Origin of the sequence: Lysinibacillus agricola (assembly GCF_016638705.1) — a bacterium.
In the GTDB taxonomy this organism is placed as follows: Bacteria; Bacillota; Bacilli; order Bacillales_A; family Planococcaceae; genus Lysinibacillus; species Lysinibacillus agricola.
In genome coordinates, this window is record NZ_CP067341.1 from 584,105 (window position 1) to 605,977 (window position 21,873).

A 21,873-nucleotide genomic window follows, 5' to 3' on the forward strand; every position below is an offset into this window, starting at 1 on the left:
ACACTAGGAGCTAGAAATAGTTTTCCTAGGAAAGGATGATACGCTTGTCAAAAGTATTGAATGCATTTTTAGATGAAAACCTACAAAACTTACATGAACAAGGCTTATACAATGAAATTGATCCAGTAGAGGGAGCAAACGGACCCATTATTCAGGTGCGTGGCAAACATCTAATTAATCTATCCTCAAACAACTATCTTGGCTTAGCAACGAATGAAGATTTAAAGCGTATTGCCAAAGAAACAATTGAAACATACGGTGTGGGTGCTGGAGCAGTCCGTACGATTAATGGCACACTTGATTTACACGTAAAATTAGAGGGAAAGCTTGCTGAATTTAAAGGTACAGAGGCAGCGATCTCTTACCAATCAGGTTTTAACTGTAATATGGCAGCTATTTCAGCTGTTATGGATAAAAATGATGCGATTCTTTCAGACCAATTAAACCATGCATCGATTATTGATGGCTGTCGTTTATCACGTGCAAAAATTATTGCCTATAATCACTCCGATATGGATGATTTACGTGCAAAGGCAAAGGAAGCAAAAGCATCAGGCTTATACAATAAAGTCATGGTCATTACTGATGGCGTATTCTCAATGGACGGTGATATTGCAAAATTACCAGAAATCGTTGAGATTGCGAAAGAGTTTGATTTAATAACATATGTCGATGATGCACACGGATCAGGGGTAACAGGTAAAGGAAAAGGCACTGTGAAGCATTTCGGTTTAGAAAAAGAAATTGACTTCCAAATTGGTACACTTTCTAAAGCAATTGGTGTTGTTGGTGGATATGTAGCAGGTAAGAAAAATTTAATTGACTGGCTAAAAGTGCGTTCTCGTCCATTTTTATTCTCAACAGCATTACCACCAGGTGATGTTGCTGCGATTACAGCGGCAGTACAAATGTTGATTGACTCAACAGAGCTTCATGATAAGCTTTGGGAAAATGGCGATTACCTAAAAGCGGGTCTTGCTAAGCTAGGCTTCAATATTGGTGCATCTGAAACGCCAATTACACCATGTATTATTGGTGATGAAAAGCTTACACAGGAATTTTCACGTCGCCTATTTGAAGAAGGCGTCTATGCTAAATCCATCGTTTTCCCAACGGTTCCAAAAGGCACAGGGCGTGTTCGTAACATGCCTACAGCGGCGCATACAAAAGAAATGCTGGACGGCGCTCTAGCAATCTATGAAAAAGTCGGCCGTGAACTAGGCGTTATTCAATAAGAAAAAGGCTTCCTCACAAATGGGGAAGCCTTTTTGCATGATAGAGTGAGTAAAATTTATCCTTGTTGATAGGGAAGCCTTTTTACAAAATAGAAAGAAGAAAGTGATGGATAGAATAGGGAAAGTGAAGAATAGCCGCTCAAAAGTATTTGTTAGGACGATTAGTGAAAGCTGACATCTTGAAATAGTAATAAACTCAAATATAAGTTAATTTTACTATTATTAACAATATATGTTTATAAATAAATATATATTAGTTATTATAAGGGTATTGAGGTATTGAGGTATTGAGGTATTGAGGTATTGAGGTATTGAGGTATTGAGGCATTGAGTTATACCCATATAATTTCCAAGTAATTATCAGTAATTGTTTACAAAATATTGTAAATAAGGTAATGTATTAATAGATTGGATTATGTAACTGACTGAAAACTTTTAGGGGGCTAATAAATTTATGAAAAAGTATAGTAGAATTTTTATGACTAGTATTGCAGTATTTTCAATCTTTGCTACCAGTGCTTTGGCAGCAACAGGTACAGCTGACAAACCAGCAAATAAATCTGGTAGTGCTGAAAGTGTATCTATTCAAGGGAATGGTACTACTAGCTGGCATTATACAAATTTATATGCAGGTACAGGATCAGGAACTGGTGAATTATACGAGTTCAGACGTTTTTTACCAGATAAAAAGATGAGCAGTTCATCTGTTTCAAACACAAGTGGATCTCCTAATGCTTCAGTATCATTTGTTGCAGATGCGAATAATGCGTACAATGTTGTAGCTAAAGGAGATTACGCAGCTGGTATTAGAACAAGTGTAGTAATTAACTAATTTTATACTTAGAAATTTCAGATTAACTCAGGATGTTCATAATCCAATTTATGTCAAAAATGTAGAGGTAATTCATTTATGCTTAAAATAATGAAAATGGAATTTTTGCAATTAATAAGACAACCCATATGGCCTACTATTTTTATTCTATTTATAATTGTTGCTATTTTTTTACCTCGAGCCAATATTACAGATCTAACCGTTATTCCTGGGATGGTTTATTTTATTATGGTGATGACATTATTACTGTTTATATATGGTGCAGAGCGAGCACGACTAGAAATTAATCAACAGCTTGATGAAACCATTTCGGTAACTCCATTATTTCGAAAATATAATCGTAGCACATTGCTGTATTGGCTTGTCCTATCGTTATTAATTTATATTGTCTTTTATCTTGCGATAGTGGGGTATATAGGAATCGTTCATCGAAGTATCACAGTTGACGGTGTGCTTGAATCGTTTACATATACATTGTTTTGTTGGTATATTCCCTTTTTCTATTCGATTATCCTTGGTTATGTTATTTATAGTTGGCTCCCGAATATATATAGCTATTTAATGATCATTGGTGTATGGTTTTTAACAATGCCTTACAATTCGATGGTAGGGATTCTTCCGCGTGAATGGGGAGGGTGGCTAATCAATGGCGACCCTAATATTATAGAAATAAATTCTGTAAGCTTTTTAGAAAGCCTAGTGATCAATAATGGATATTATATCCAAAGAATATTTATGTTCCTTATTGTAATTGCACTTTATCTATGGACAAGATATAAACGAAATTTGAAAATAAAGACCTTTTCCATTAGTCTTTTAGCTGTCTCGATGTTAGTACCTATTTTTTCTCCGTATGTACCCTATATTACTGGAAAGGGTAGCTTGGATTTGGCTACAACATTGTCGCTAACAGAGGAGCAAAGTGTAACGGTTTCTGAAGAGTATCAAATTAATAAATATACTTTTAATTTCAAACATGGGGCAAATAACCATGACCTTAAATATAGAGTAGCGATGGATATAACGTCTAATACAGATCATATTACGCTTGCATTGTTGCAAGATTTTCAGATTAACACTGTTACAATGAGTACATCTCCAATAAAAATGAAGCGCTTGGGACAGCTTGTACAATTAGAGCTACCTGAACGTAATGGCACAATAGAAATGGAGATTGAGACAAGTACTTATAGCCCGATTGGACCAACAACTGCTCAGCTAGTTGCAACATCTGCTTGGTATCCAATGCTGCCTTCCGAAGCACAAGACCCATATCATCATGGTGTTAAGGAAGACTATGAGCTGTATTGGGATTCCCCAATGCCTCATCCAATTTTATCTAATTTAGATGAAAATACTGTAAATCATTGGGTAGGTAAAGCCTATGGTCCTACGATTTTAATGGGTAAATTCGATAAAATAGATAACTTAACGTATCCAAGCTACAAATCATTACAGCAAATTGATCCCTTGACTCATACTATCAATGAAGTAATGCAAAAAAATAATCAAGAATACAATGTCTCAGAAAAGCTTCCAACGCATCTTTATTATGCTCCTGTTTTTAATGGCATTCAGGCGAATCCCGATGAAGCCTATATAAATCCTGAGAGTTATTCAACAAGTGATATTTTCAATGCTTTTTATAGAGGGGAAGGTAATCAATAATGTTAAATATTCATGAACTATCGAAAAAGTTTGGAAAAAAGAAAGCGCTTCAGCCAACCTCGCTATCATTAAACAAAGGCATTGTCGGTTTATTGGGCCCAAATGGAGCTGGTAAAACTACATTTTTGCGTATCTTATCAACTTATTATGAAGCTGATACAGGCACAATTATGTTTAATGAGCTTGATTGGTCGAAAGATTTGGAAAAGGTACGTAAACATATTGGCTATCTACCACAGCATATAGGTGGGTTTCCTAACTTAACAGCGCGTGAATATTTGGAATATTTAGGTGTCCTTCGAGGGCTTGATACAAAACAGCTTGCTACAGATATTCCTGCTATTTTAAGAGAGGTTAACTTAGAGGAGAGGGTGGATGATCGGATTAAGTCATTTTCTGGTGGGATGCGACAAAGACTTGGTATTGCACAAGCCATTCTGCATAGCCCCGATGTATTGCTTGTCGATGAGCCTACAGCCGGCTTAGACCCTGAGGAGCGAATTCGTTTTAGAAATTTAATTAAACGATTAGGGAAAGAACGACTTGTCATTCTTTCCACGCATATTACGGAAGATGTTGCTATGACATGTGACCAAGTTCTGCTTATGAAAAATGGCAGTATTGAGCAGTATGCATCTATTCAAGAAGTTACTCATCTTGCCAAGGGGAAGGTTTGGGCTTTAGAAATAGATTCAACAACATATGAGCAAGTTCGACAAAATACAGACATACTTATCACGCTAACTTCAAGAATGGATGATGTGGTTGACCTACGCTTTATAGCATCGGATTCCATTCATCCACAGGCTACCCCTGTTAATCCTACCTTAGAGGAGGGATACATGGTTTGGTTAAACAAGAAATAATTTTTTGGCGCTTCTTATGGAAAATACAGTACAAGCTTATGATATTGCCAATCATCCTAATGTTGCTTGCTATTCTTAGCAAGGGATATGATGGGGATTTGCCGAATAATATATTAATATTTGTAGTATTTCCGTTGTTAATCTTGCCTATTATCGCGTTATTATACCAAATTGGCTCTATTCATCTTAAAGAACTACTATTAACTTACCCATTACATAACTTTATTTTTGGATGGGTTCGACCAATTACATTAAGCATAATCTATGCAGCAGCTTTTGTTGTATCATTAACACTTACGAATCATTATACATTTGTAGAGTTAATGGCTGCTTTTATATCATCATTATTTTATATGATTTTAACAGCGTTTTTTCTTATACTTTTTAAAAATGTAGCAATGGGTGTTGCACTTCCTTTAGCTTATTTATTTTATGGGATGTTTACAACAGGTACAGGGCAAGGTTATTTTTATTTACTTCAATGGAGTAGAGCTAATCCTGATATTTCACTTTATGATTGTATAATTGTACAAGGGATTGCAGCGCTTGGTTTTAGTTTGTGGGGTGTCTATTTATTGAAGCATCGAAATAAGTATCACTGGTCATTATAATCTTTTGCGTAATAGAGAGGCAGAGATGCTGTTGAATCAGTGTCTCTGCTTTTCTATTTGTATCATGCTAAAAGTGAAGGATAGCGAGTCATGTAGGCCAAAGCACAAAGTCGATTCCGGACGTAATTATGCCACGGCATAATTGAGCTATAACTACGTTTGAGGCATCTTAACCATGCCTATAAAATATAAGTTGAGGAATTATTTTTAAGTACTTTAAAATAAATATTTAATTTTTTTTTATTACTGTAACCTTTATTAGACTTAATTGTACTAATTAATAGAATCTAAAACTAAGAGCAAAAATGATTAGTAAGATTCACTTTCGCGAAAAGACCAGGACTCACTTCATTGCTGAGATCCTGGTCTTTTTGTATTTGTTCCAAAACTGCTCTTAGCTCAGATAACAGCGATATCATTTTAAACATCTTTCAGCAATGTGATATCACGTAGTCCCTTGATAGATGTTGCCCCTGCTAGTGCGATCGAAACTTTTAATTCATCATATAAATTCGTCATTACTTTTTCGACTCCTTGCTGTCCTTCTAATGCAAGGCCGTAGACGAAGGGACGACCAATGGCAACAGCATCTGCTCCTAAAGCGAGTGCCTTAAGAGCATCCATACCACGATACACACCGCTATCTAAAATAACAGGGATTTGTCCGTTTACAACTTTCACAATGTTAGGAAGAGCATCAAGTGAACCAATTACGCCATCCAATTGGCGACCACCATGGTTTGATACGATAATACCGTCAATGCCGTTTTCTATAGCTAGCTTTGCGTCTTCTGGATGTAAGATTCCCTTCAGTAATATAGGGAGATTAGAACGGCGCTTTAATTCACGTACATTCTCCCAATTTAATGTCGGGTGGAAAATATTTTGCAAAACGCCCTGTACATATGACTCGAATGAATCATCTGGTAAGGAAGCAGTAAAAACAGGATCATTCATATAGTTTCCTCGTGCATACCCAAGTTTTAAAGGTGAAAATTGATTGCGAACATCTTCTTCACGCCAGCCAAGCATGACGGTATCTACAGTTAAAACAATTGCCTCAAAACCAGCAGCCTCGGCTCGAGCGGCCATGCTATAGGCAATTTCCTCATTTGTTGACCAATATAATTGAAACCATTTAGTAGCAGTGGGGGCTGTTTGTGCCACATCCTCAAGTGCATAGCTTGAAACTGTACTTTGAATATAAGGAATTTTTAACTGATCAGCTGCACGTGCAACGGCAAGCTCTCCTTCGTCATGCGCCATTTTGTTCATGCCGACAGGGGCAAATAAGAACGGCGTTGGATGTACTTTTCCGAACAGTTCAATCGACGTATCAATACTTGAAACATCCTGTAAAAAGCGAGGAGTAATTGAGTATTTTTCAAAGGCTGCACGGTTATTTCGTAATGTTTGCTCACCACCAGCACCTGAACGGATGTAACCAAACGGACCAGCTTCCATTTTTTCTGCAACTGCCTTTTCTAAATCTGCAAAGCAAATAGGGAAGGGGGCTTGTGCATTTATATTTTTTAACAGTAGATCGCTATGTGTTGTCTTTGTCATCGTCATCCTCCTACTAATCTTTCTTTAGTTTCGCAGCAAAGCGGTTACCTATTGATTGAATAATCTGAACAAGGATGATTAAGATAAACACTGTCGCATACATCACATCGACCTCATAGCGTAAATGACCGTAACGATATGCGAGATCACCTAAACCGCCAGCACCAACCATTCCTGCCATTGCCGTTGCTCCAATAAGACCTATTGTGGCAATTGTTAAGCCTAAAATTATGGATGGGCGTGCTTCGCGTAATAAGACGTTCCAAATAATGTGACGACGTTTAATACCCATTGCTGTATAAGCTTCCACAACACCTGGATCAACTTCTAAAAGTGCCGTTTCCATAAGTCGCGCAATATAAGGCGCTGTATAAACAACAAGCGGCACAATAACACCTTTTACACCAATAGTTGTGCCAACGATTAGCTTCGTGAACGGTAAAATGAAGAATAGCAAAATAATGAATGGTACCGAGCGAATAATATTAATAAATAAATTGGAAAATTGATAGAGAAATTTATTTTCAAACGATTGCCCCGGGCGAGTTAAAACGATTAAAAGCCCTAAAGGAATCCCAATTAAAATAGAAAAGAATAATGAAATCCCGACCATTTGGAAGGTTTCGATAATAGACTTTCCAATAACATCTGACCAGTCTGCAAAGAAGCTTTGAATGCTATTCATTTAATTCGCCTCCTAATTCCTCAACAGCTACTCCGTTTTCTGTAAAATAATTGAGTGCTTTTTCTACGACATGAGCCTCACCGTGTAAATGCACGACAATATTACCGACAATGCCGTTTTTTAATTCAATGATATTAGCTGTTAAGATATTTGGTTGTACATCATAAACTTTGCTCACTTCTGCAAGTAAAGGTTTCCCAGTACTTTCACCAAGGAATGTTAAACGAATCACACTTCCTGAGACATTTAATTGCTTGATAAGGGAAGGCGATAAATTGCGTTGAGAAATGGTATTTAAAAACTTACGTGTCGTTAAATGCTGAGGCTTCGAAAATAGTTCTATAGCAGAGCCATATTCTACAACCTTCCCTGATTCAAGAACGGATACATCATCGCAAATTTTTTGAATAACATTCATTTCATGTGTAATGAGTAAAATAGTGATGCCGAGCTCACGATTAATTTTCAAGAGAAGCTCAAGAATAGCGTCAGTTGTTTCAGGATCGAGAGCACTCGTCGCTTCATCACTGAGCAAAATCTCAGGCTCTTGGGCAAGGGCACGTGCAATAGCGACCCGCTGCTTTTGACCACCTGAAAGCTGGCTAGGATAGCTATCTAATTTCTCTGTTAAGCCAACAATTTCTGCATATTGTGCAACGCGATTTTTCACTTCAGAGTCGTTATAGCCTAGAAGCTTTAATGGTACCGCGATATTGTTGTAAACAGTCGCTGTTTTCAAGAGATTAAAATGCTGGAAGATCATCCCGATTTTTTGACGTGTTTTGCGAAGGTCATTTAGAGAAAGGGAAGTAATATCTACATTGTCGATCAATACTTTTCCTGTTGTTGGTCGCTCTAATAAATTAACACAGCGAATAAGAGTACTTTTTCCTGCACCGCTGTAGCCAATAACTCCATGAATTTCACCTTTTTTGACATGCAAGTTAATACCATCTACTGCTTTGACGATACCTTTTTTAGTTTTAAATTCTTTTGTTATATTTTCTAATTGAATCATACTGTGATATCTCCTTTCTAAGCCCTTCTTAAAGCAAGAATCTGCTAGTTTTCCGTAGAAGTCTCGCAGATCCTCGATTGTATGAAAGGTCCTTAATCGTCACTTACCAGCCCGGAATAACAGAACCCTTGAATTCTTCTTCAATAAATTTGCGTACTTCATCAGATTGATAAGCTTCAACGAATTTTTTGATCGTTGGGTCATCTTCGTTTTCAGCACGGACTGCAATGTAATTCACATAAGGAGAGTCAGTAGATTCTAAAAGGATGGAATCTTTTTTAGGATTAATGCCAGCATCAAGAGCAAAGTTCGTATTAATAGCTGCCACATCTACTTCACTAAGCTGCTTAGGAATTTGTGCAGCCTCCAATTCAATGAATTTGAAATTCTTTTTGTTTTCTTCCACATCGCGAATAGATGCTGTTAAGTCTGCACCTTCTTTTAATTTAATGATGCCTGCTTCTTGAAGGACAAATAGAGCACGAGCCCCGTTTGTTGGATCATTTGGTAATCCGAATGTTGCACCATCAGGAATCTCATCGAATGATTTATATTTCTCAGAGTATAAGCCCATAGGATTTAAAATTGTTTTTCCTACTGGCACTAAATCTGTTTTGTGATCTTTGTTAAATGCGTCGAGGAATGGCTTGTGTTGATAGCTGTTTACATCAAGATCACCCTCGGCTAACGATGTATTTGGTAAAACATAATCAGAGAACGTTTTTAGTTCAACCTCTAAGCCATTTTCTTTGGCAACTTTTGCAACAATCTCTGTAATTTGTTCGTGTGGACCAGAAGTCACACCCACTACAATTTTATTTTCATTAATAGCCTTATCTTGACTATCTTTACTGTCTTCTTTAGTACCGCAGCCTACTAATGCTGCTACCAATGTGAGACTCGCTAAACCTAGTAAAAATTTGTTTTTCTTTTTCATGAGAAAACCTCCAATGTTGTTTTATCGGTAGTTAAAAATAAAAAAAACTCTCTTATAAACTAAGAGAGGCTCATGAAAAAACGTCCTCTCTTATCTATCAAACGATGATCGTTTGCAGGATTTAGCACCTTCCTTAAAAAAAGGAGGTTGCCGAGCTTCATAGGGCCAGTCCCTCAGCTACTCTTGATAAGAGATTTATAATATTTTTTTGTAAATCCGATAGAACTAATATAAATTATTGGTTATGGTAAGTCAATGGAATTTTTGAAATTTTTTATTTTATTATAATATTTCATCAAGGAAGAAGGCTTGGAATGTCAGTGAGAGTCAACTATGGTGTGGGTTCATTTGGAAGGATTATTAGTGCACTATTAGGGTGTTGTGTCCGGCGGAATGTTGTTATCACAGCTGATGTTGTTCTAGCAGAAGTACAGGGGATTCAGCATATTCGACAGTAAACGGGGCATGTCCAATGTTATCCGCTAGAAGAAGGGCTAGAGCTACCAAGGAAGATAATGAGATGAAAAAACTGTCCCATAGCAAGTGTGAGCTAATGGGACAGTTTTTGGATAGAGGGAAATCAAATACTTATGCGTTAAATAAGTTTAATTTTTCAATTCTACTGATCGCTTCGCGTAAGCGTTCTTCACTAACAAGTAAACCGACCCGCACATAGCCTTCACCATATTCACCGAAACCATTACCTGCCGCTACTGCGATATCAGCTTTGTCGAGTAATACATCAGCAAACTGCTCGCTTGTATAACCTAATGGAACAGGGAGCCATGCAAAGAAAGAGCCCTTCGGTGCGGTTACTTGCCAACCAATTCGCTGTGCTTCCTCGATCAGAACATTTCGTCGACGCTCATAAGTCGCTCTTAGCTCATCCGCGCAATTCTGAGATGCTGTAAGGGCAACCGCTGCTGCTTGTTGCACAGCAGGGAATTGACTACAAAATAGATGATCTTGAATAAGATTAATAGCCGCAATAATATCAGCGTTACCAACTGCAAAACCAATGCGCCAGCCTGCCATATTATACGTTTTAGATAAAGTATACATTTCGATGCCGACCTCTTTGGCACCTTCTGCTTGCAGGAAGCTATTAGGTTTATTGCCGTCAAATCCAATTGCTCCGTAAGCGAAATCATGTGAGACGATAATGTTGTGCTCTTTAGCAAAGCGCACTGTTTCCTCGAAAAATTCAAGTGTTGCAGTGCCGCCAGTTGGGTTATTCGGGTAATTTAAATAAAGAAGCTTAGCCTTTTCTTTTACGTCATCGGATAAAGCATGATAATCAGGCAGAAAATTATTTTTTGCAAAAAGCGGCATGACTTCAAAATTAACATCACCTAATACAACACCTGATAAGTAATCAGGATAGCCAGGATCAGGCAAAAGCATTGTATCGCCAGGATTTAAAACGGCTAACGGTAGCTCGACAAGTCCGATTTTCGTACCACCAAGAATAGCGATCTCTGTTTCAGGGTCGATGTCAACGTTGTATTCACGTTTGTAGAAGTCTGCGGCTGCTTGACGTAATTCTGCTATGCCACGGAATGGAGAATATTTATGATTTTGAGGATTTTCAGCTGCCTCCTGTAATGCTTTTATAATGTGTTGAGGAGTGGGCTGATCTGGATTGCCTTGACCGAGATTGATAACATCGCGCCCTTCTGCTAAAGCAGTATTCACTTTTTGGACCAATGCTGCAAAAAATTGAGTCGGGAGTTGCTGTAGTTTTTTTGAGAATTCCATGAAATGTTCACCTTTTTCAGAATTTAATAATTGATGCAAATACTATTACTTTTTTTACTAATTGTCTAGAGTCTTTATTTACAAAGGGTTTGAAATTCGCTAAAAACCACAGGCGACCAAAAAGAGACCAAATTACAATATCTTATTAAATAAATCAATTGCAGTTTTTTTATCTTCTTTAGTCAAATGACTATATGTGTTCATAGTCAATCCAACATCACTATGACCTAATTGCTCTTGTATAATTTTAAAATTGGCGTCATTACTTAATAAGTAAGATGCACAAGAGTGTCTTAAAGCGTGGAAATTTATCTTTGGTAGTTCAAGTTTTTTCGAATGGCGTCTCCAGGTATTACTTATTGCTGAAGGTACAATAGGGTATCCTAAAAAACGTTGTGACGTAACTAAAAAATCGATGTCTTTACCATCATCATCCTTCATAGGTTTCCATGCGTTGCCTGATCTAATTTTTAATTTTTTTTGATCATTCACTTGTTCTTTAATTTCGTCCATGAACTTTTGAGGGACATTTACAATACGTGATTTTTTATTTTTAGTTGGCCCTAAAATCAATTCTGATTTTTCCTCAGTATCATATTTCAAAGCTTGATCGATTAATATAGTGTTATTAACGAAGTTAATTTTCTCTAGTCTAAGAGCTGCTATTTCAGATTCCCTTAAACCAACTAAGCAAGCTAATTTATAAATTACTCGATATTTAAGGTTTAAACTATTTATGGCTTCTAACATTTGAGATAAATGTTCAGAATCATAAAACTCTAACTCTCTTTGACGAGGTTCTACATGTGGAGCTTTTATTCCGTTCATTGGATTTTCATTAATGATTTCCCACTCAATTGCCTTTGCAAAGATACTTTTTAAAATGCTAAATTTGTTACTTAAATTTTTACGTCCTTCTTTCTTTTCTTCGGAAAAATATTCGACAATGTGGAATTTCTTTATTTTTTTCATCTTCATACTATCAAACATATCAAATGTTCCAGTGTTTAAAATACGTACATAATGTGATTTAGTAGCAGGAGATAGATCAAGTCTCACATAATTGTCTAACCATCGATTACGGAACTCCATAAATGTAATGCTTTCTGTTATCTGTATAACATCCAATTTTGATACTTCAATTTCATATTCTGTAATGGCTTTTTTAATAGCACGATCTGAAAGACTATTTAATGTTACTGTTTTATATTTTCTAATACGTTTACCTGTCTCTTCATCGTATCCAAGTTCAACTGTTATTTTGATACGTGGTTTGCCATTCTTTGCAGGTTCTAACTCTCTATAACTTGCCATTGGTAATTCTCCTCTCTTATAAGCTGAACGGTGAAAATTTGTGCATCACCACCTTTGATGAGAATAAATGTTCTGTTTAAAGTTAAATTTTTTTACCATCTACGTTTTTTAAAGATAATAGTTCGACCGGAACACCTTTTTCTTTAATTGCATCATAGATGGTAAAACATGAATAATTATTTTGCTCCAAAAACAGATCGTCAGGCAATAGCAATTCAACTGCAAATGTATTAGCTTCTATTTCTAATTTATCTGTAGAAAAAAGAGTATGTTTTTTCAAAAAAGAAGTATTTGTATCTGGATGTTGAATAGCATGCCCTAATTCATGGCCACAAATAAAAAACTGAGAAGTTTTATCTGCATCTTGATTGATATGAATAATAGGTACTCTGAAATGCTTGCTGTAATATCCTAAGGCATTACCTAACGGTTCAAATACAATTAGTATTCCCATGTTTTTTGCTATTTTGAAAGGATCATTTGTACCGTGTTTTTTAACTAACTGATTAACAATTGACTTTATTGACATCGCATCCTACACTCCCATTAATCTCTATATTTTTTAGGGGTGAATTTCTGTTTTGCTACACGTTTAGCAAGTCTCAGCGAATTTTCTAAACTTGATAATAACAATTCTCTATCTTCAATCTCTTCTTCACTTAATTCGTCAAGAGTTCTACCGTCAAATGCCGCATGGCCACTTTCAGATAAACCAGCAATCATTTTTTGAAGTTCTAATTGTATATCTTGTTCATCTTTTTCAGTTAGATCAAAGTATCGTTTTTTATCTGTACGACCAAGTAGGTAGTCTACGGATACATCGAAATAATCTGCTACTTTCTCTAAGTTAGCGCCATTTGGAACTTTCTTTTTCCAACCATAGAGAGAATTCCTGCCAAAATATAGTTTTTCTTCTAATTCAACAATAGAAATTTTCTGTTCTTCGCAAAGTTTTTTTAATCTATCAAATGTAGTCATATCAACCATCCTCATGACTTACAAGCACAATAAATTAATCTTTTAACTAAAAACAAATTGACTTTTAGTTCTAAAGCTAATATACTGTGTTCATAAGCTAAGTTATTAGCTAAAAGCAATATAAAAGACAACCTATAAAAACACGTTTATTTCGTTGGGGAACGGTTAAAGTGTTGAGTTCAAAGGCTTTCATAAGTCTTATTTAGCTATGTCTGTATTCTATATTAAAGACTAAAAATAGTCAATACAATTAGCTAATAAATTAGCTTAATTTTTTCCAAATAAGTAAAGCGCTGTGGTACCGAGCCAATGACGGTATGAATTTTCAAAGAAATGAGGTGTCATTATGCCAGAAGATTTAGGAGCACAAGTTAGATCAGAACTATTCAAAAAGAAGATGAGACAAAAGGAATTGGCTGAAATGGTCGGCATTTCAAACGCTTATCTATCAGACATAATTCGCGGACGTAAAGATGGTCCAAAAGCACAAGAGCATATAAAGCACATTCGTAAGATCTTAGATATTTAAGAGTATGTAGGAAGGGAATTTTGAAATGAGAAAAGTTAGAGGTGTCCAAGCATTAGTTGATTACTTAGAATCTATCAATTGTCCAATTGGACAATCAACAATTTACGGTTTAATGCGCACTGATAGTATTCCATTTAATCGTCCAGCGCCAAGAGTTTTACTTTTCGATTTAGATGATATTGATTCATGGTTAGGTGGTGAACTAAATGAACATTAAACCGGTGCCAGTTGCATTAGTTGGTGAAACATTAAAGAGTTTTGCGCCACTGTATGAACTGAACCAGATTGCTTGTGAACTACCGTTAAGCGTTCTATCTGATGTCAAACAGCGCATAGGTGACTGGCTCGCAAGTGGTGGGAAAGAAACAGATCCATACATTAAGCAACAAGTTGCTTATGCTCAGAAGGTTTACCAGGCATTGAAAGGAGGTGAAAAAGGATGAAGCTTCAACCTGCAGATGAAATGAAAAAAGTTTCAAATGAAGCAATTGAAAAATTCAAGAAGGATGCGTTAGCAAGCGAATATTTCACAGACTTAGTTAAAGGCATTGAATCAAAAGCAGAACAAGGTAGCTGTAAATTTGCTTACATTTATCAAGGTGACGAACCACGTATGCTAGGAGTTTTTTCAGCAGAGTTAAAGAAAGCTGGCTATACAATTTTTAATAACAATGGCGTAACTGGCTTCACAGTGGATTGGGGTGAGTAGTGTGGAGGACAACCACGAAAAACAGGAAACATTGTATCGCAGGATTGAAGTCATTGACAAAGAGCTCTTGGCAGAAGCTGAGAAATTAATAGAGTGTAAGAGCTTAACACGCCAAGAGCTAATTTTGTTATTAAAAACGTATCGAATTAAGAATACTTGATACTTAATTCTTCTAATTTTTCTTTTAACTCATCTAGTGATGTTACGTTTTGAACTCTATCAACAATTCTGGAGCCTTTATTACAGTCCCATACGTAAATGTTAGCTTCAATCGACTGCTTTTGATTGTTGAGTCCGCTAACTTCAATATCATAGCCATTCTGTAAGTTACGGTAAATACACTGTTCAGCGTCAATCACTTTAATTTCATAGTTATGTCCTAATTCTTCTAAAATGGACTTTATTTTCTTACTAGGATTTTTAATTTCAAACATTTCAATCACCATCCTTTCTACCAATAGTTTAACAGAAAGGAAATATAAGGAGGAAGAAATCAAATGAAATCAACAGGTATTGTTCGTAAAGTCGATGATTTAGGACGTGTAGTTCTTCCAATTGAGCTACGTCGCACACTAGGTATTGATGTAAAAGATGCATTGGAAATATTTATCGATAAGGATCAAATCATTCTACAAAAATATCAACCAAATACAGAGAAAGATGAGGTTGTTGCTTCGCTGAAAAAGATGGCTGCAGGTGCTAAAAATCCAAATGTGCTCGAGACAATTGATCGTGCAATTAAATTAATTCGGTAGGTGAAGATGAATGAATAAATACACAGGTGAATTTCATGTCCAAAGCGCTGGTAGCGACAAAATTTTCGTTGGTGATCATGTACGTTGTAGTTGGAACTCTAAAGGTGACAGCGGAGGATGTTGGCATGGTGAATTAACACGTATCACTTCGAGAGGTATTTATATTGATGTCGGTAATAAGCGCGATAAATATGTGTGTTTTGCTGATATTCAAGAATTATCTTTAACAGCTTGAAAGTAGGTGAAAAACATGAACGATTGTCTTTTAGAAGTCCTGGGCGATTATTTTGTAGCTAACAATCTAGTAAACCAAGGTTGGGAGTTTCATGAATTTGTGACCGAATGGCAACGAGGAACTATAGTGATGGCCAAAAAATAAGAGCCTATTACCGGTGCAACGGTTTAGGCTCTAGTCAAAATAAATATCTGAAATCAGTATATCAAATCGGGAGGTTGTTTCCTAGTATGACGAGAAAACCACTCGAAAAAACAATTGAAAATCAAATAAAGAAATGGCTCGACTCGCAAGGTTATTGGTGGATGAAAGTACACGGTGACATGTTTCAAAAGTCGGGAGTACCTGACATCCTGGCTTGTATCAATGGAAAGTTTATTGGAATTGAAGTGAAACGACCAGGTGGCGTTGTGAGTGAGCTCCAAAAATACAATATCGAAAAAATTCAAGCTGCAGGAGGTATAGCATTTGTCGCATACAGTGTCGAAGATGTCCGAATTAATCTTGACCGATTCCATGTTATATGAGTATCAAAAGGAAGTATTAAAAGCTGCTAAACCTAATTGGCTCTATGCACTTGATACAGGTACCGGTAAAACAATCTTATCTATTCATCATTATTTGCTTCATAACAACGGTGAACCTCTTTTGATTGTGGCACCACCACAAAAAATTAAAGAAGGTGGATGGGATAGAGATATTCAAACGGTTGTTAATTATTACGGTATTGAAATAAATTATGACCTATTAAGTTACGGCAAGATTGCTAGTGATTGGAAGAATTATAAAGGTTGGTTCGTTATTTTCGATGAATGCCACTATGTAAAAACATCCACATCACAGCGTGGTAAGGCTGCTAAAAACTTAGTTAAAGCAAGTACGTATTTTCTTCTTTTATCCGCCACACCATCAAGTAATGGATGGGTAGATACGATTAATTATTTTATCATGTTTAATTTGGCTCAAAGTAAAACACAATTTGAACGTGAATTTGGCGTATTCGACACCTTATATCTTGGTAAAAGGCGAGTGAATAAGGTTGTTGGATGGACACGTGAAAATAAGCTCAAGCAAATGTACCAATCATTTAGTGTGAAGCTTTCCAAAGATGATTGTCTGGACCTTCCACCAATGATTGTGGAAGATGTATTTTTCAAGCGATCCACGGAGTATTTGAAGCTAAAGAAAGACCGCATTTTAGAGATAGATGGTGAGAAGGTTGTCTTTGATACTTATCCAAAACTAGCGCAAGGATTGCGATTCTACGCCAATCAAAAGAACAAGCTTGAATATATCGAAATGCTCGCAGAGGGTACCAATGAAAACATTATTATTTTCTATAATTTCAAGGCTGAAAAAGAAGCATTACTTTCATTAATGGCAAAGTTGAAGAAAAAAGTGTTTGAGGTTAGTGGTCAAAAATCAGAGTTACCAGCACGCAATCGATGGTCCAAGTTAAAGGGAAGTGTAACGCTTGTTCAATATCAGGCTGGTGCTGCAGGGATTGAATTACAGTATGCGAACCTTGTTATTTTCTACACGCCAACTTATAGCTTGCAAGATTACGAGCAGTCATTAGGTCGAGCATATCGAAATGGCCAGGATAAAAAAGTTACAGTCTATCATTTCATTACCAAAGATACGATTGAGGAATTAATATACGGAGCCTTAAAAACAAAGAAGGACTTCACAGACGAATTATTTGTGAAGTATATGGAGGGGGAAAAATAAATGTTCCAAACAGATGATAAAAACGTCACTGAAAACCGCCGAATTTTTGTAGGCGGTTCGGATGTTCCAATAATTTTAGGTCTAAGCAAATACAAATCACAATTTGAGCTTGCGAAAGAAAAGACTGGCATAGTACCAACCGTGTTTGAAGGAAATGAATACACAGTATATGGCCAAACAATGGAGCCGCAAATTCGCGACTACATTAATGTAATCAACGAAACAAACTTTCGACCGGATACAGTTATTAATAAAGAGAGTCGTATCCGTGGTAACTGTGACGGCGCTGATTATGACGAATCATTATTACTTGAAATTAAAACACATGGTAAAAAGCCAACGATGGATGTTTATAAAGTTCAAATGCAACTGTATATGAATGAATTTAATTTACCTGCAGCTTGGTTAGCACTCTATGAACGTCCAGAAAACTTTGATGCTGAATTTGATCCAGAGCGTTTGAAAATTGAAGTGGTCCATCGTGACGAGTCGCAAATAAATGAGATTTTACAAACCATTGAGTTGTTCTGGAAACGTTGTGAGGCATTGAAACAACATCATGAAATGACAGAGGCTGAATTTTATTCTATTACCTTAAAAGAACAAAATGAGATTGCTATTGTAGCGCAACAGGTAGAGAGATTAGAAAACGAAATTTTTAATCTTAAAAGTCTAGAGGCTGAATACAAGGATATGAAACAAAAACTTTATGGACTTATGATAGATCAAAAAGTGAAATCTTTTGAAACAGACAGGCTAACTATTACAGCAGTATTACCAACGACTTCTACAAAAGAAGTAATTGATATTGCGGCTTTTAAAGAAGCGCATCCACGCATTGCGAAAAAAATCATCGAAGAAAAAACAAGCAATCGTGCTGGATATGTACTAATCAAACCTAAGAAGGAGGCTAAATAGCCATGGCACTACCACCAAATAAACCAAAGAAAACTATTGAAACACCACGTAATTATTTCATCTGGGGACCAACAATGAATGGGAAATCGTATCTTGCGAGTGAATATCCTAATCCAGTTATTTTTAATACAGATGGTAACGCAGCACAAATTGAAACACCGTCAGTAGACTTGAAAAATGAGCGCGATCCAAAGACTGGGGAAATTAAGGTATCTGTAGTTGAACAAATGTTAGGACTCATTAAGGACCTTGAAAAAGGCGGTCACGGCTTTGAAACTGTTGTTATCGATGTAGTCGATGACTTAATCACACTAATTGAACAAGCCATCTGTGAAGAAAATGGTGTTGATTATGTTGGGGATGTTCCATACGGAAAAGGATGGGGCTTACGTAAAACCTTCATTACTTCTATTGTGGTACGTCTTAAAGCCTTGCCGATGAATGTTATTTATATCTCACGCTATGCAACAAAGCTTGAAGGTACTATTGAAAAGCCAATTCCATCTTTAGGGGATAAAGATTTAAACGTAGTAAATGGCAACTGTGACCTAAACATCATGTGTCAAAAAATCGGTAAAAAATATCTTCGCCGCGTAGTGGATCGCCGTAAAAATTATCAACGTGATTGGATTGAGGACGAGCGTATCTTAAAAATCTTAGATTCTGTAATTGGTGCTTTCGATAAAGGTTCTGCTGCAGTACCGCAAACAGAGAGTAAGGTTGAGGAGCTAGCTGAGCCTGTAGAAGAAAAGAAAACATTAACCGAAATTGCTGAAGAAGTGTCGGTTGAACTAGAAGATGGTTCTATTGCTACTGTAGTAACTGAAAAAGATAAGGATGTTGTTTCATCAGAAGAAAATGAATCAAATAGTGTTGATCCTAACATTGAAGAATACGTGAAGGACAACCCACCGCCAGCTAATGAACCAAATACAACTGTAAAAGCACCGCGTACAGCAAAACCAGGTGCACCAAGAGCACCAAGAGCTCCACGCACTAAATGATTTGTCCATATTGTCATGAACCGGCTGAGTTTATCAGTTCAAAGGATTTTTATGGTACGAATTATCGTACCAACTTATATGTATGTAGACCATGTGATGCTAGGGTAGGTACGCATGGGCGGGGTAAAACACCACTTGGCACAATGGCAAACGCTGAATTGAGAGAACTACGTAAATTGTGTCATGCACGATTTGATGTACGGTGGAAGTTTGGAAAAGTAAGTCGTTCAAAAGCTTATGAACAGTTAGCCGATATGATGGGATTAACACGAGAAATGGCACATATCGGTATGTTTGATAAAGAACAATGTAAAAAATTATTATCACTATTACCAAAGGAGACAAAGAATATGAGTAACTTAGCAGCTATGGCTCAAAAATTATTAGCAGAGGGATTTGATCCTAAAACATCACCGGTAGATGATTATGAGGCATTACCGGAAGGTGGTTATGATGTTGTACTTTCAGAGGTACAATGGCGTGTAAATGATAAAGGTACAGAATGGTTACAACTAGACCTTGAAATTTTAAATGAAGGTTATGAAAATCGTAAACATTTTGGAATGATCTTCTTCACCGAAAAAATGATGGAGCGTGCATTAAAACAAACGATGAAATGTGCATCGGCGCTTGATATTGAATTGGATCCATCTGTATTCGGTTCACCTGAGACAGATTTAGTCAATGCATTTAAAGAAGCACTAGGTACCCAATGTGAAATGGATATTAAGCATTCTAAATCTAAAAATGGTACATTTGTTAACTTTTCATTAAGTCAACCGGAGCCATTCTAATATGTTCAAAGTGTATGATTTTGAGGTTTTCCCTAACGATTGGATGTGCGTCATCCTAAATCTGGCCAACAATAGAATCATACGCATACACAACGATAAAGAGCGCCTACAAAGCGCTCTTTCTTCAAAAGATATTCTTGTTGGCTTCAATAACTATCACTATGACGACATCATTTTATGGGCGATATTAACGGACCAGAATCCTTATGAAATTAGTAAACAAATTATAGACAGTACTTTTAGACGGAAAGTAAGTTGTGGTTTTCTTACCCTGGACGTGAAGCAAGAGCTTATAAATAAAGGACTTTCATTAAAAGAAGCAATGGCCAACTTAGGTATGAACATAATTGAAACACCAGTAGATTTCCAACAAGAAGCATTGTCACCAGAGGAAGTTGAAACGGTTTTTAATTACTGTGAAAACGATGTAAGAGCAACCGGAGAAGCTTTTCAAAAACGTGAAGATTATTTCACCTCTAAATTTGAAATTATTGAGACTTTCAAATTACATCCATCTGATGTGAAAAAGACACGTGCAAATTTAGCATCTTCAGTATTGAAAGCATTCAAAATTAAGAGCCATAAGCGAGATCGATTAAAGCTCAGCTATGACAAGCGACTAAAAATAAATGAATTGCCAAAATCGGTTGTAGATTTTTATAACAATATCCATATGTCCTATTTAGAAGGTGGATCCGTAACGGATTTAGAGAAACGACAATTTGAATACAAGCTTGCTGGATTAATTCATACGTATGGCTTCGGTGGTTTGCATGCAGCTAAAGAAAATTATTTAGGAGAAGGGCATTTTCTTCACATCGATGCGAAGTCTTATTTTCCAACGTTAAAGATCAATAACGGCTTTATAAGTAGAGCTGCAAAGATGCCTGAAAGATACGAAAAGATATACCAGGAACGATTAAAGTATCAAGCTGCAGGGGAATCAAAAGAGGAAATATATAAGATATTACTTAATGCTGCAGTTGGTGCTTGCAAGTCAGAGTTCAATGCGCTATTTGATCCGCAACAATTTAACAATATCGTAGTAAATGGCCAATTAATTCTTACGCATTTGATTGTATTATTAGAGCCTTTCATAGAGCTCATTCAATCAAATACAGACGGCTTAATTGTTAAATATGAGGACAAGTCATTCCGACCGATTATCGATGAGATCATTAATCGATTTAGTAAACACTATGAAATAACTTTCAAAGTAAACGAGATTAATAAAATCGCTCAACGTGATGCCAATAATTATTGTGTACGCTATTCTGATGGGAAAATCGTAGCAAAAGGAATCATGAAAAACTTTGAAGGTGGTACCTGGGAACGGAATAGCTTATCAATTATCGATACAGCCCTGGTCAATTACTACATGCATGATATACCCATTCAAAAAACGGTCATTAATATGTTTAAGAAAGATTTATCTGCTTTTCAATTGGTGGCTAAACAAGGGAAATTCGAGGGTTTGACTTGTGAGGTATTTGAGGATGGCCAAATGAAAATGAAACAGCTGCAGAAAGTAATTAGGATCTTTGCAACGAATGACCCAAAGCGTGGTGGTGCTTATAAAGTGCGTGATGAAAAATACCAAAAGGTTTCTAATAGTCCAGAGCAAGTTATTGTGTGGAATGGTGATTTGAAGGATTTTGAGAAACGAAAAATCGATTTGAATTGGTACGTAAAAATGATTCAAAAACAATTATTTGTATAGGAGCGTGTTT

27 protein-coding genes and 1 riboswitch are annotated in these 21,873 nt (G+C 36.4%); of the genes, 18 read left to right on the top strand and 9 right to left on the bottom strand.

Annotated features, from left to right (window positions below):
* Positions 1-35: 35 nt before the first annotated feature.
* The 5 genes from FJQ98_RS02745 to FJQ98_RS02765 all read left to right on the top strand — a co-directional run bounded on the left by FJQ98_RS02745 (position 36) and on the right by FJQ98_RS02765 (position 5,212).
* Positions 36-1,235, top strand: a complete 1,200-nt coding sequence (locus tag FJQ98_RS02745) for a glycine C-acetyltransferase (protein WP_198926897.1) — start codon at positions 36-38, stop codon at positions 1,233-1,235.
* Positions 1,236-1,689: 454 nt separating this feature from the next.
* Complete coding sequence (locus FJQ98_RS02750) at positions 1,690-2,067, top strand: hypothetical protein (protein WP_053595352.1); 378 nt, start codon at positions 1,690-1,692, stop codon at positions 2,065-2,067.
* 78 nt (positions 2,068-2,145) lie between these two features.
* Complete coding sequence (locus tag FJQ98_RS02755) at positions 2,146-3,735, top strand: hypothetical protein (RefSeq protein WP_053595353.1); 1,590 nt, start codon at positions 2,146-2,148, stop codon at positions 3,733-3,735.
* The gene (locus tag FJQ98_RS02760) at positions 3,735-4,601 is read left to right on the top strand and encodes an ABC transporter ATP-binding protein (RefSeq protein ID WP_053595354.1); all 867 of its coding nucleotides are present in this window, start codon (positions 3,735-3,737) and stop codon (positions 4,599-4,601) included. The genes FJQ98_RS02755 and FJQ98_RS02760 overlap by 1 nt, the downstream gene beginning before the upstream one ends.
* A complete protein-coding gene (locus FJQ98_RS02765) occupies positions 4,583-5,212 on the top strand; it encodes a hypothetical protein (RefSeq protein WP_053595355.1) in 630 nt (209 codons plus the stop codon). The genes FJQ98_RS02760 and FJQ98_RS02765 overlap by 19 nt, the downstream gene beginning before the upstream one ends.
* A gap of 420 nt (positions 5,213-5,632) precedes the next feature.
* Here the strand turns inward: FJQ98_RS02765 and FJQ98_RS02770 are convergent, their stop codons facing one another.
* The 4 genes from FJQ98_RS02770 to FJQ98_RS02785 form a co-directional block, all read right to left on the bottom strand.
* Positions 5,633-6,778: an alpha-hydroxy acid oxidase gene (locus tag FJQ98_RS02770; protein ID WP_053595356.1), complete on the bottom strand. Its 1,146-nt coding sequence runs from the start codon at positions 6,776-6,778 to the stop codon at positions 5,633-5,635.
* Positions 6,779-6,791: 13 nt separating this feature from the next.
* A complete protein-coding gene (locus FJQ98_RS02775; RefSeq protein WP_053595357.1) occupies positions 6,792-7,463 on the bottom strand; it encodes a methionine ABC transporter permease in 672 nt (223 codons plus the stop codon).
* Positions 7,456-8,481 (bottom strand): methionine ABC transporter ATP-binding protein, encoded by a 1,026-nt coding sequence (locus FJQ98_RS02780; RefSeq protein WP_053595358.1) that lies wholly within the window; start codon positions 8,479-8,481, stop codon positions 7,456-7,458. Before FJQ98_RS02780 ends, FJQ98_RS02775 begins: the two co-directional genes overlap by 8 nt.
* Positions 8,482-8,584: 103 nt before the next feature.
* Positions 8,585-9,418, bottom strand: a complete 834-nt coding sequence (locus FJQ98_RS02785; RefSeq protein ID WP_053595359.1) for a MetQ/NlpA family ABC transporter substrate-binding protein — start codon at positions 9,416-9,418, stop codon at positions 8,585-8,587.
* Positions 9,419-9,505: 87 nt separating this feature from the next.
* Positions 9,506-9,611: riboswitch (SAM riboswitch) on the bottom strand.
* A gap of 121 nt (positions 9,612-9,732) precedes the next feature.
* On the opposite strand from FJQ98_RS02785, the gene FJQ98_RS26615 reads away from it, so the two are divergent.
* On the top strand, positions 9,733-9,876 hold the full coding sequence (locus FJQ98_RS26615) for a hypothetical protein (protein WP_241774584.1): 144 nt from the start codon (positions 9,733-9,735) through the stop codon (positions 9,874-9,876).
* A 130-nt stretch (positions 9,877-10,006) separates the two neighbouring features.
* Here FJQ98_RS26615 and FJQ98_RS02795 read toward each other — a convergent pair whose 3' ends face one another.
* The 4 genes from FJQ98_RS02795 to FJQ98_RS02810 all read right to left on the bottom strand — a co-directional run bounded on the left by FJQ98_RS02795 (position 10,007) and on the right by FJQ98_RS02810 (position 13,468).
* Complete coding sequence (locus FJQ98_RS02795) at positions 10,007-11,176, bottom strand: pyridoxal phosphate-dependent aminotransferase (protein WP_053595360.1); 1,170 nt, start codon at positions 11,174-11,176, stop codon at positions 10,007-10,009.
* A gap of 132 nt (positions 11,177-11,308) precedes the next feature.
* On the bottom strand, positions 11,309-12,490 hold the full coding sequence (locus FJQ98_RS02800; protein ID WP_053595361.1) for a tyrosine-type recombinase/integrase: 1,182 nt from the start codon (positions 12,488-12,490) through the stop codon (positions 11,309-11,311).
* Between the two features lie 82 nt (positions 12,491-12,572).
* Entirely contained in the window at positions 12,573-13,019 is a 447-nt protein-coding gene (locus FJQ98_RS02805) for an ImmA/IrrE family metallo-endopeptidase (protein ID WP_053595362.1), read from the bottom strand.
* Between the two features lie 17 nt (positions 13,020-13,036).
* Complete coding sequence (locus FJQ98_RS02810) at positions 13,037-13,468, bottom strand: helix-turn-helix domain-containing protein (protein WP_053595363.1); 432 nt, start codon at positions 13,466-13,468, stop codon at positions 13,037-13,039.
* A gap of 346 nt (positions 13,469-13,814) precedes the next feature.
* Here FJQ98_RS02810 and FJQ98_RS02815 point away from each other — a divergent pair, with 346 nt between their 5' ends.
* The 4 genes from FJQ98_RS02815 to FJQ98_RS02830 are packed head-to-tail and all read left to right on the top strand — an operon-like array spanning position 13,815 to position 14,706.
* Entirely contained in the window at positions 13,815-13,997 is a 183-nt protein-coding gene (locus tag FJQ98_RS02815) for a helix-turn-helix domain-containing protein (RefSeq protein ID WP_053595364.1), read from the top strand.
* A 25-nt stretch (positions 13,998-14,022) separates the two neighbouring features.
* Entirely contained in the window at positions 14,023-14,214 is a 192-nt protein-coding gene (locus FJQ98_RS02820) for a hypothetical protein (RefSeq protein ID WP_053595365.1), read from the top strand.
* On the top strand, positions 14,204-14,440 hold the full coding sequence (locus FJQ98_RS02825; protein WP_053595366.1) for a DUF6877 family protein: 237 nt from the start codon (positions 14,204-14,206) through the stop codon (positions 14,438-14,440). The genes FJQ98_RS02820 and FJQ98_RS02825 overlap by 11 nt, the downstream gene beginning before the upstream one ends.
* Positions 14,437-14,706, top strand: coding sequence for a hypothetical protein (locus FJQ98_RS02830; RefSeq protein WP_053595367.1), 270 nt, complete (start codon positions 14,437-14,439; stop codon positions 14,704-14,706). The genes FJQ98_RS02825 and FJQ98_RS02830 overlap by 4 nt, the downstream gene beginning before the upstream one ends.
* Positions 14,707-14,852: 146 nt before the next feature.
* On the opposite strand, the gene FJQ98_RS02835 is transcribed toward FJQ98_RS02830, so the two are convergent.
* A complete protein-coding gene (locus FJQ98_RS02835) occupies positions 14,853-15,140 on the bottom strand; it encodes a hypothetical protein (protein WP_053595368.1) in 288 nt (95 codons plus the stop codon).
* Between the two features lie 63 nt (positions 15,141-15,203).
* Between FJQ98_RS02835 and FJQ98_RS27100 the strand changes: the two genes are divergently transcribed.
* From FJQ98_RS27100 to FJQ98_RS02875, 8 genes are all read left to right on the top strand, one after another.
* The gene (locus FJQ98_RS27100; RefSeq protein WP_053595369.1) at positions 15,204-15,461 is read left to right on the top strand and encodes an AbrB/MazE/SpoVT family DNA-binding domain-containing protein; all 258 of its coding nucleotides are present in this window, start codon (positions 15,204-15,206) and stop codon (positions 15,459-15,461) included.
* Between the two features lie 10 nt (positions 15,462-15,471).
* A complete protein-coding gene (locus tag FJQ98_RS02845) occupies positions 15,472-15,696 on the top strand; it encodes a hypothetical protein (RefSeq protein WP_053595370.1) in 225 nt (74 codons plus the stop codon).
* A gap of 230 nt (positions 15,697-15,926) precedes the next feature.
* Entirely contained in the window at positions 15,927-16,223 is a 297-nt protein-coding gene (locus tag FJQ98_RS02850; protein WP_053595371.1) for a VRR-NUC domain-containing protein, read from the top strand.
* The gene (locus FJQ98_RS02855; RefSeq protein ID WP_241774585.1) at positions 16,165-17,427 is read left to right on the top strand and encodes a helicase-related protein; all 1,263 of its coding nucleotides are present in this window, start codon (positions 16,165-16,167) and stop codon (positions 17,425-17,427) included. The genes FJQ98_RS02850 and FJQ98_RS02855 overlap by 59 nt, the downstream gene beginning before the upstream one ends.
* The gene (locus FJQ98_RS02860) at positions 17,428-18,345 is read left to right on the top strand and encodes a YqaJ viral recombinase family protein (RefSeq protein WP_053595372.1); all 918 of its coding nucleotides are present in this window, start codon (positions 17,428-17,430) and stop codon (positions 18,343-18,345) included.
* Between the two features lie 2 nt (positions 18,346-18,347).
* Entirely contained in the window at positions 18,348-19,349 is a 1,002-nt protein-coding gene (locus FJQ98_RS02865) for an AAA family ATPase (RefSeq protein ID WP_053595373.1), read from the top strand.
* The gene (locus tag FJQ98_RS02870) at positions 19,346-20,143 is read left to right on the top strand and encodes a zinc-finger-containing protein (RefSeq protein WP_075807273.1); all 798 of its coding nucleotides are present in this window, start codon (positions 19,346-19,348) and stop codon (positions 20,141-20,143) included. Before FJQ98_RS02865 ends, FJQ98_RS02870 begins: the two co-directional genes overlap by 4 nt.
* A 1-nt stretch (position 20,144) precedes the next feature.
* The gene (locus FJQ98_RS02875) at positions 20,145-21,863 is read left to right on the top strand and encodes a hypothetical protein (protein ID WP_053595374.1); all 1,719 of its coding nucleotides are present in this window, start codon (positions 20,145-20,147) and stop codon (positions 21,861-21,863) included.
* Positions 21,864-21,873 lie beyond the last annotated feature (10 nt).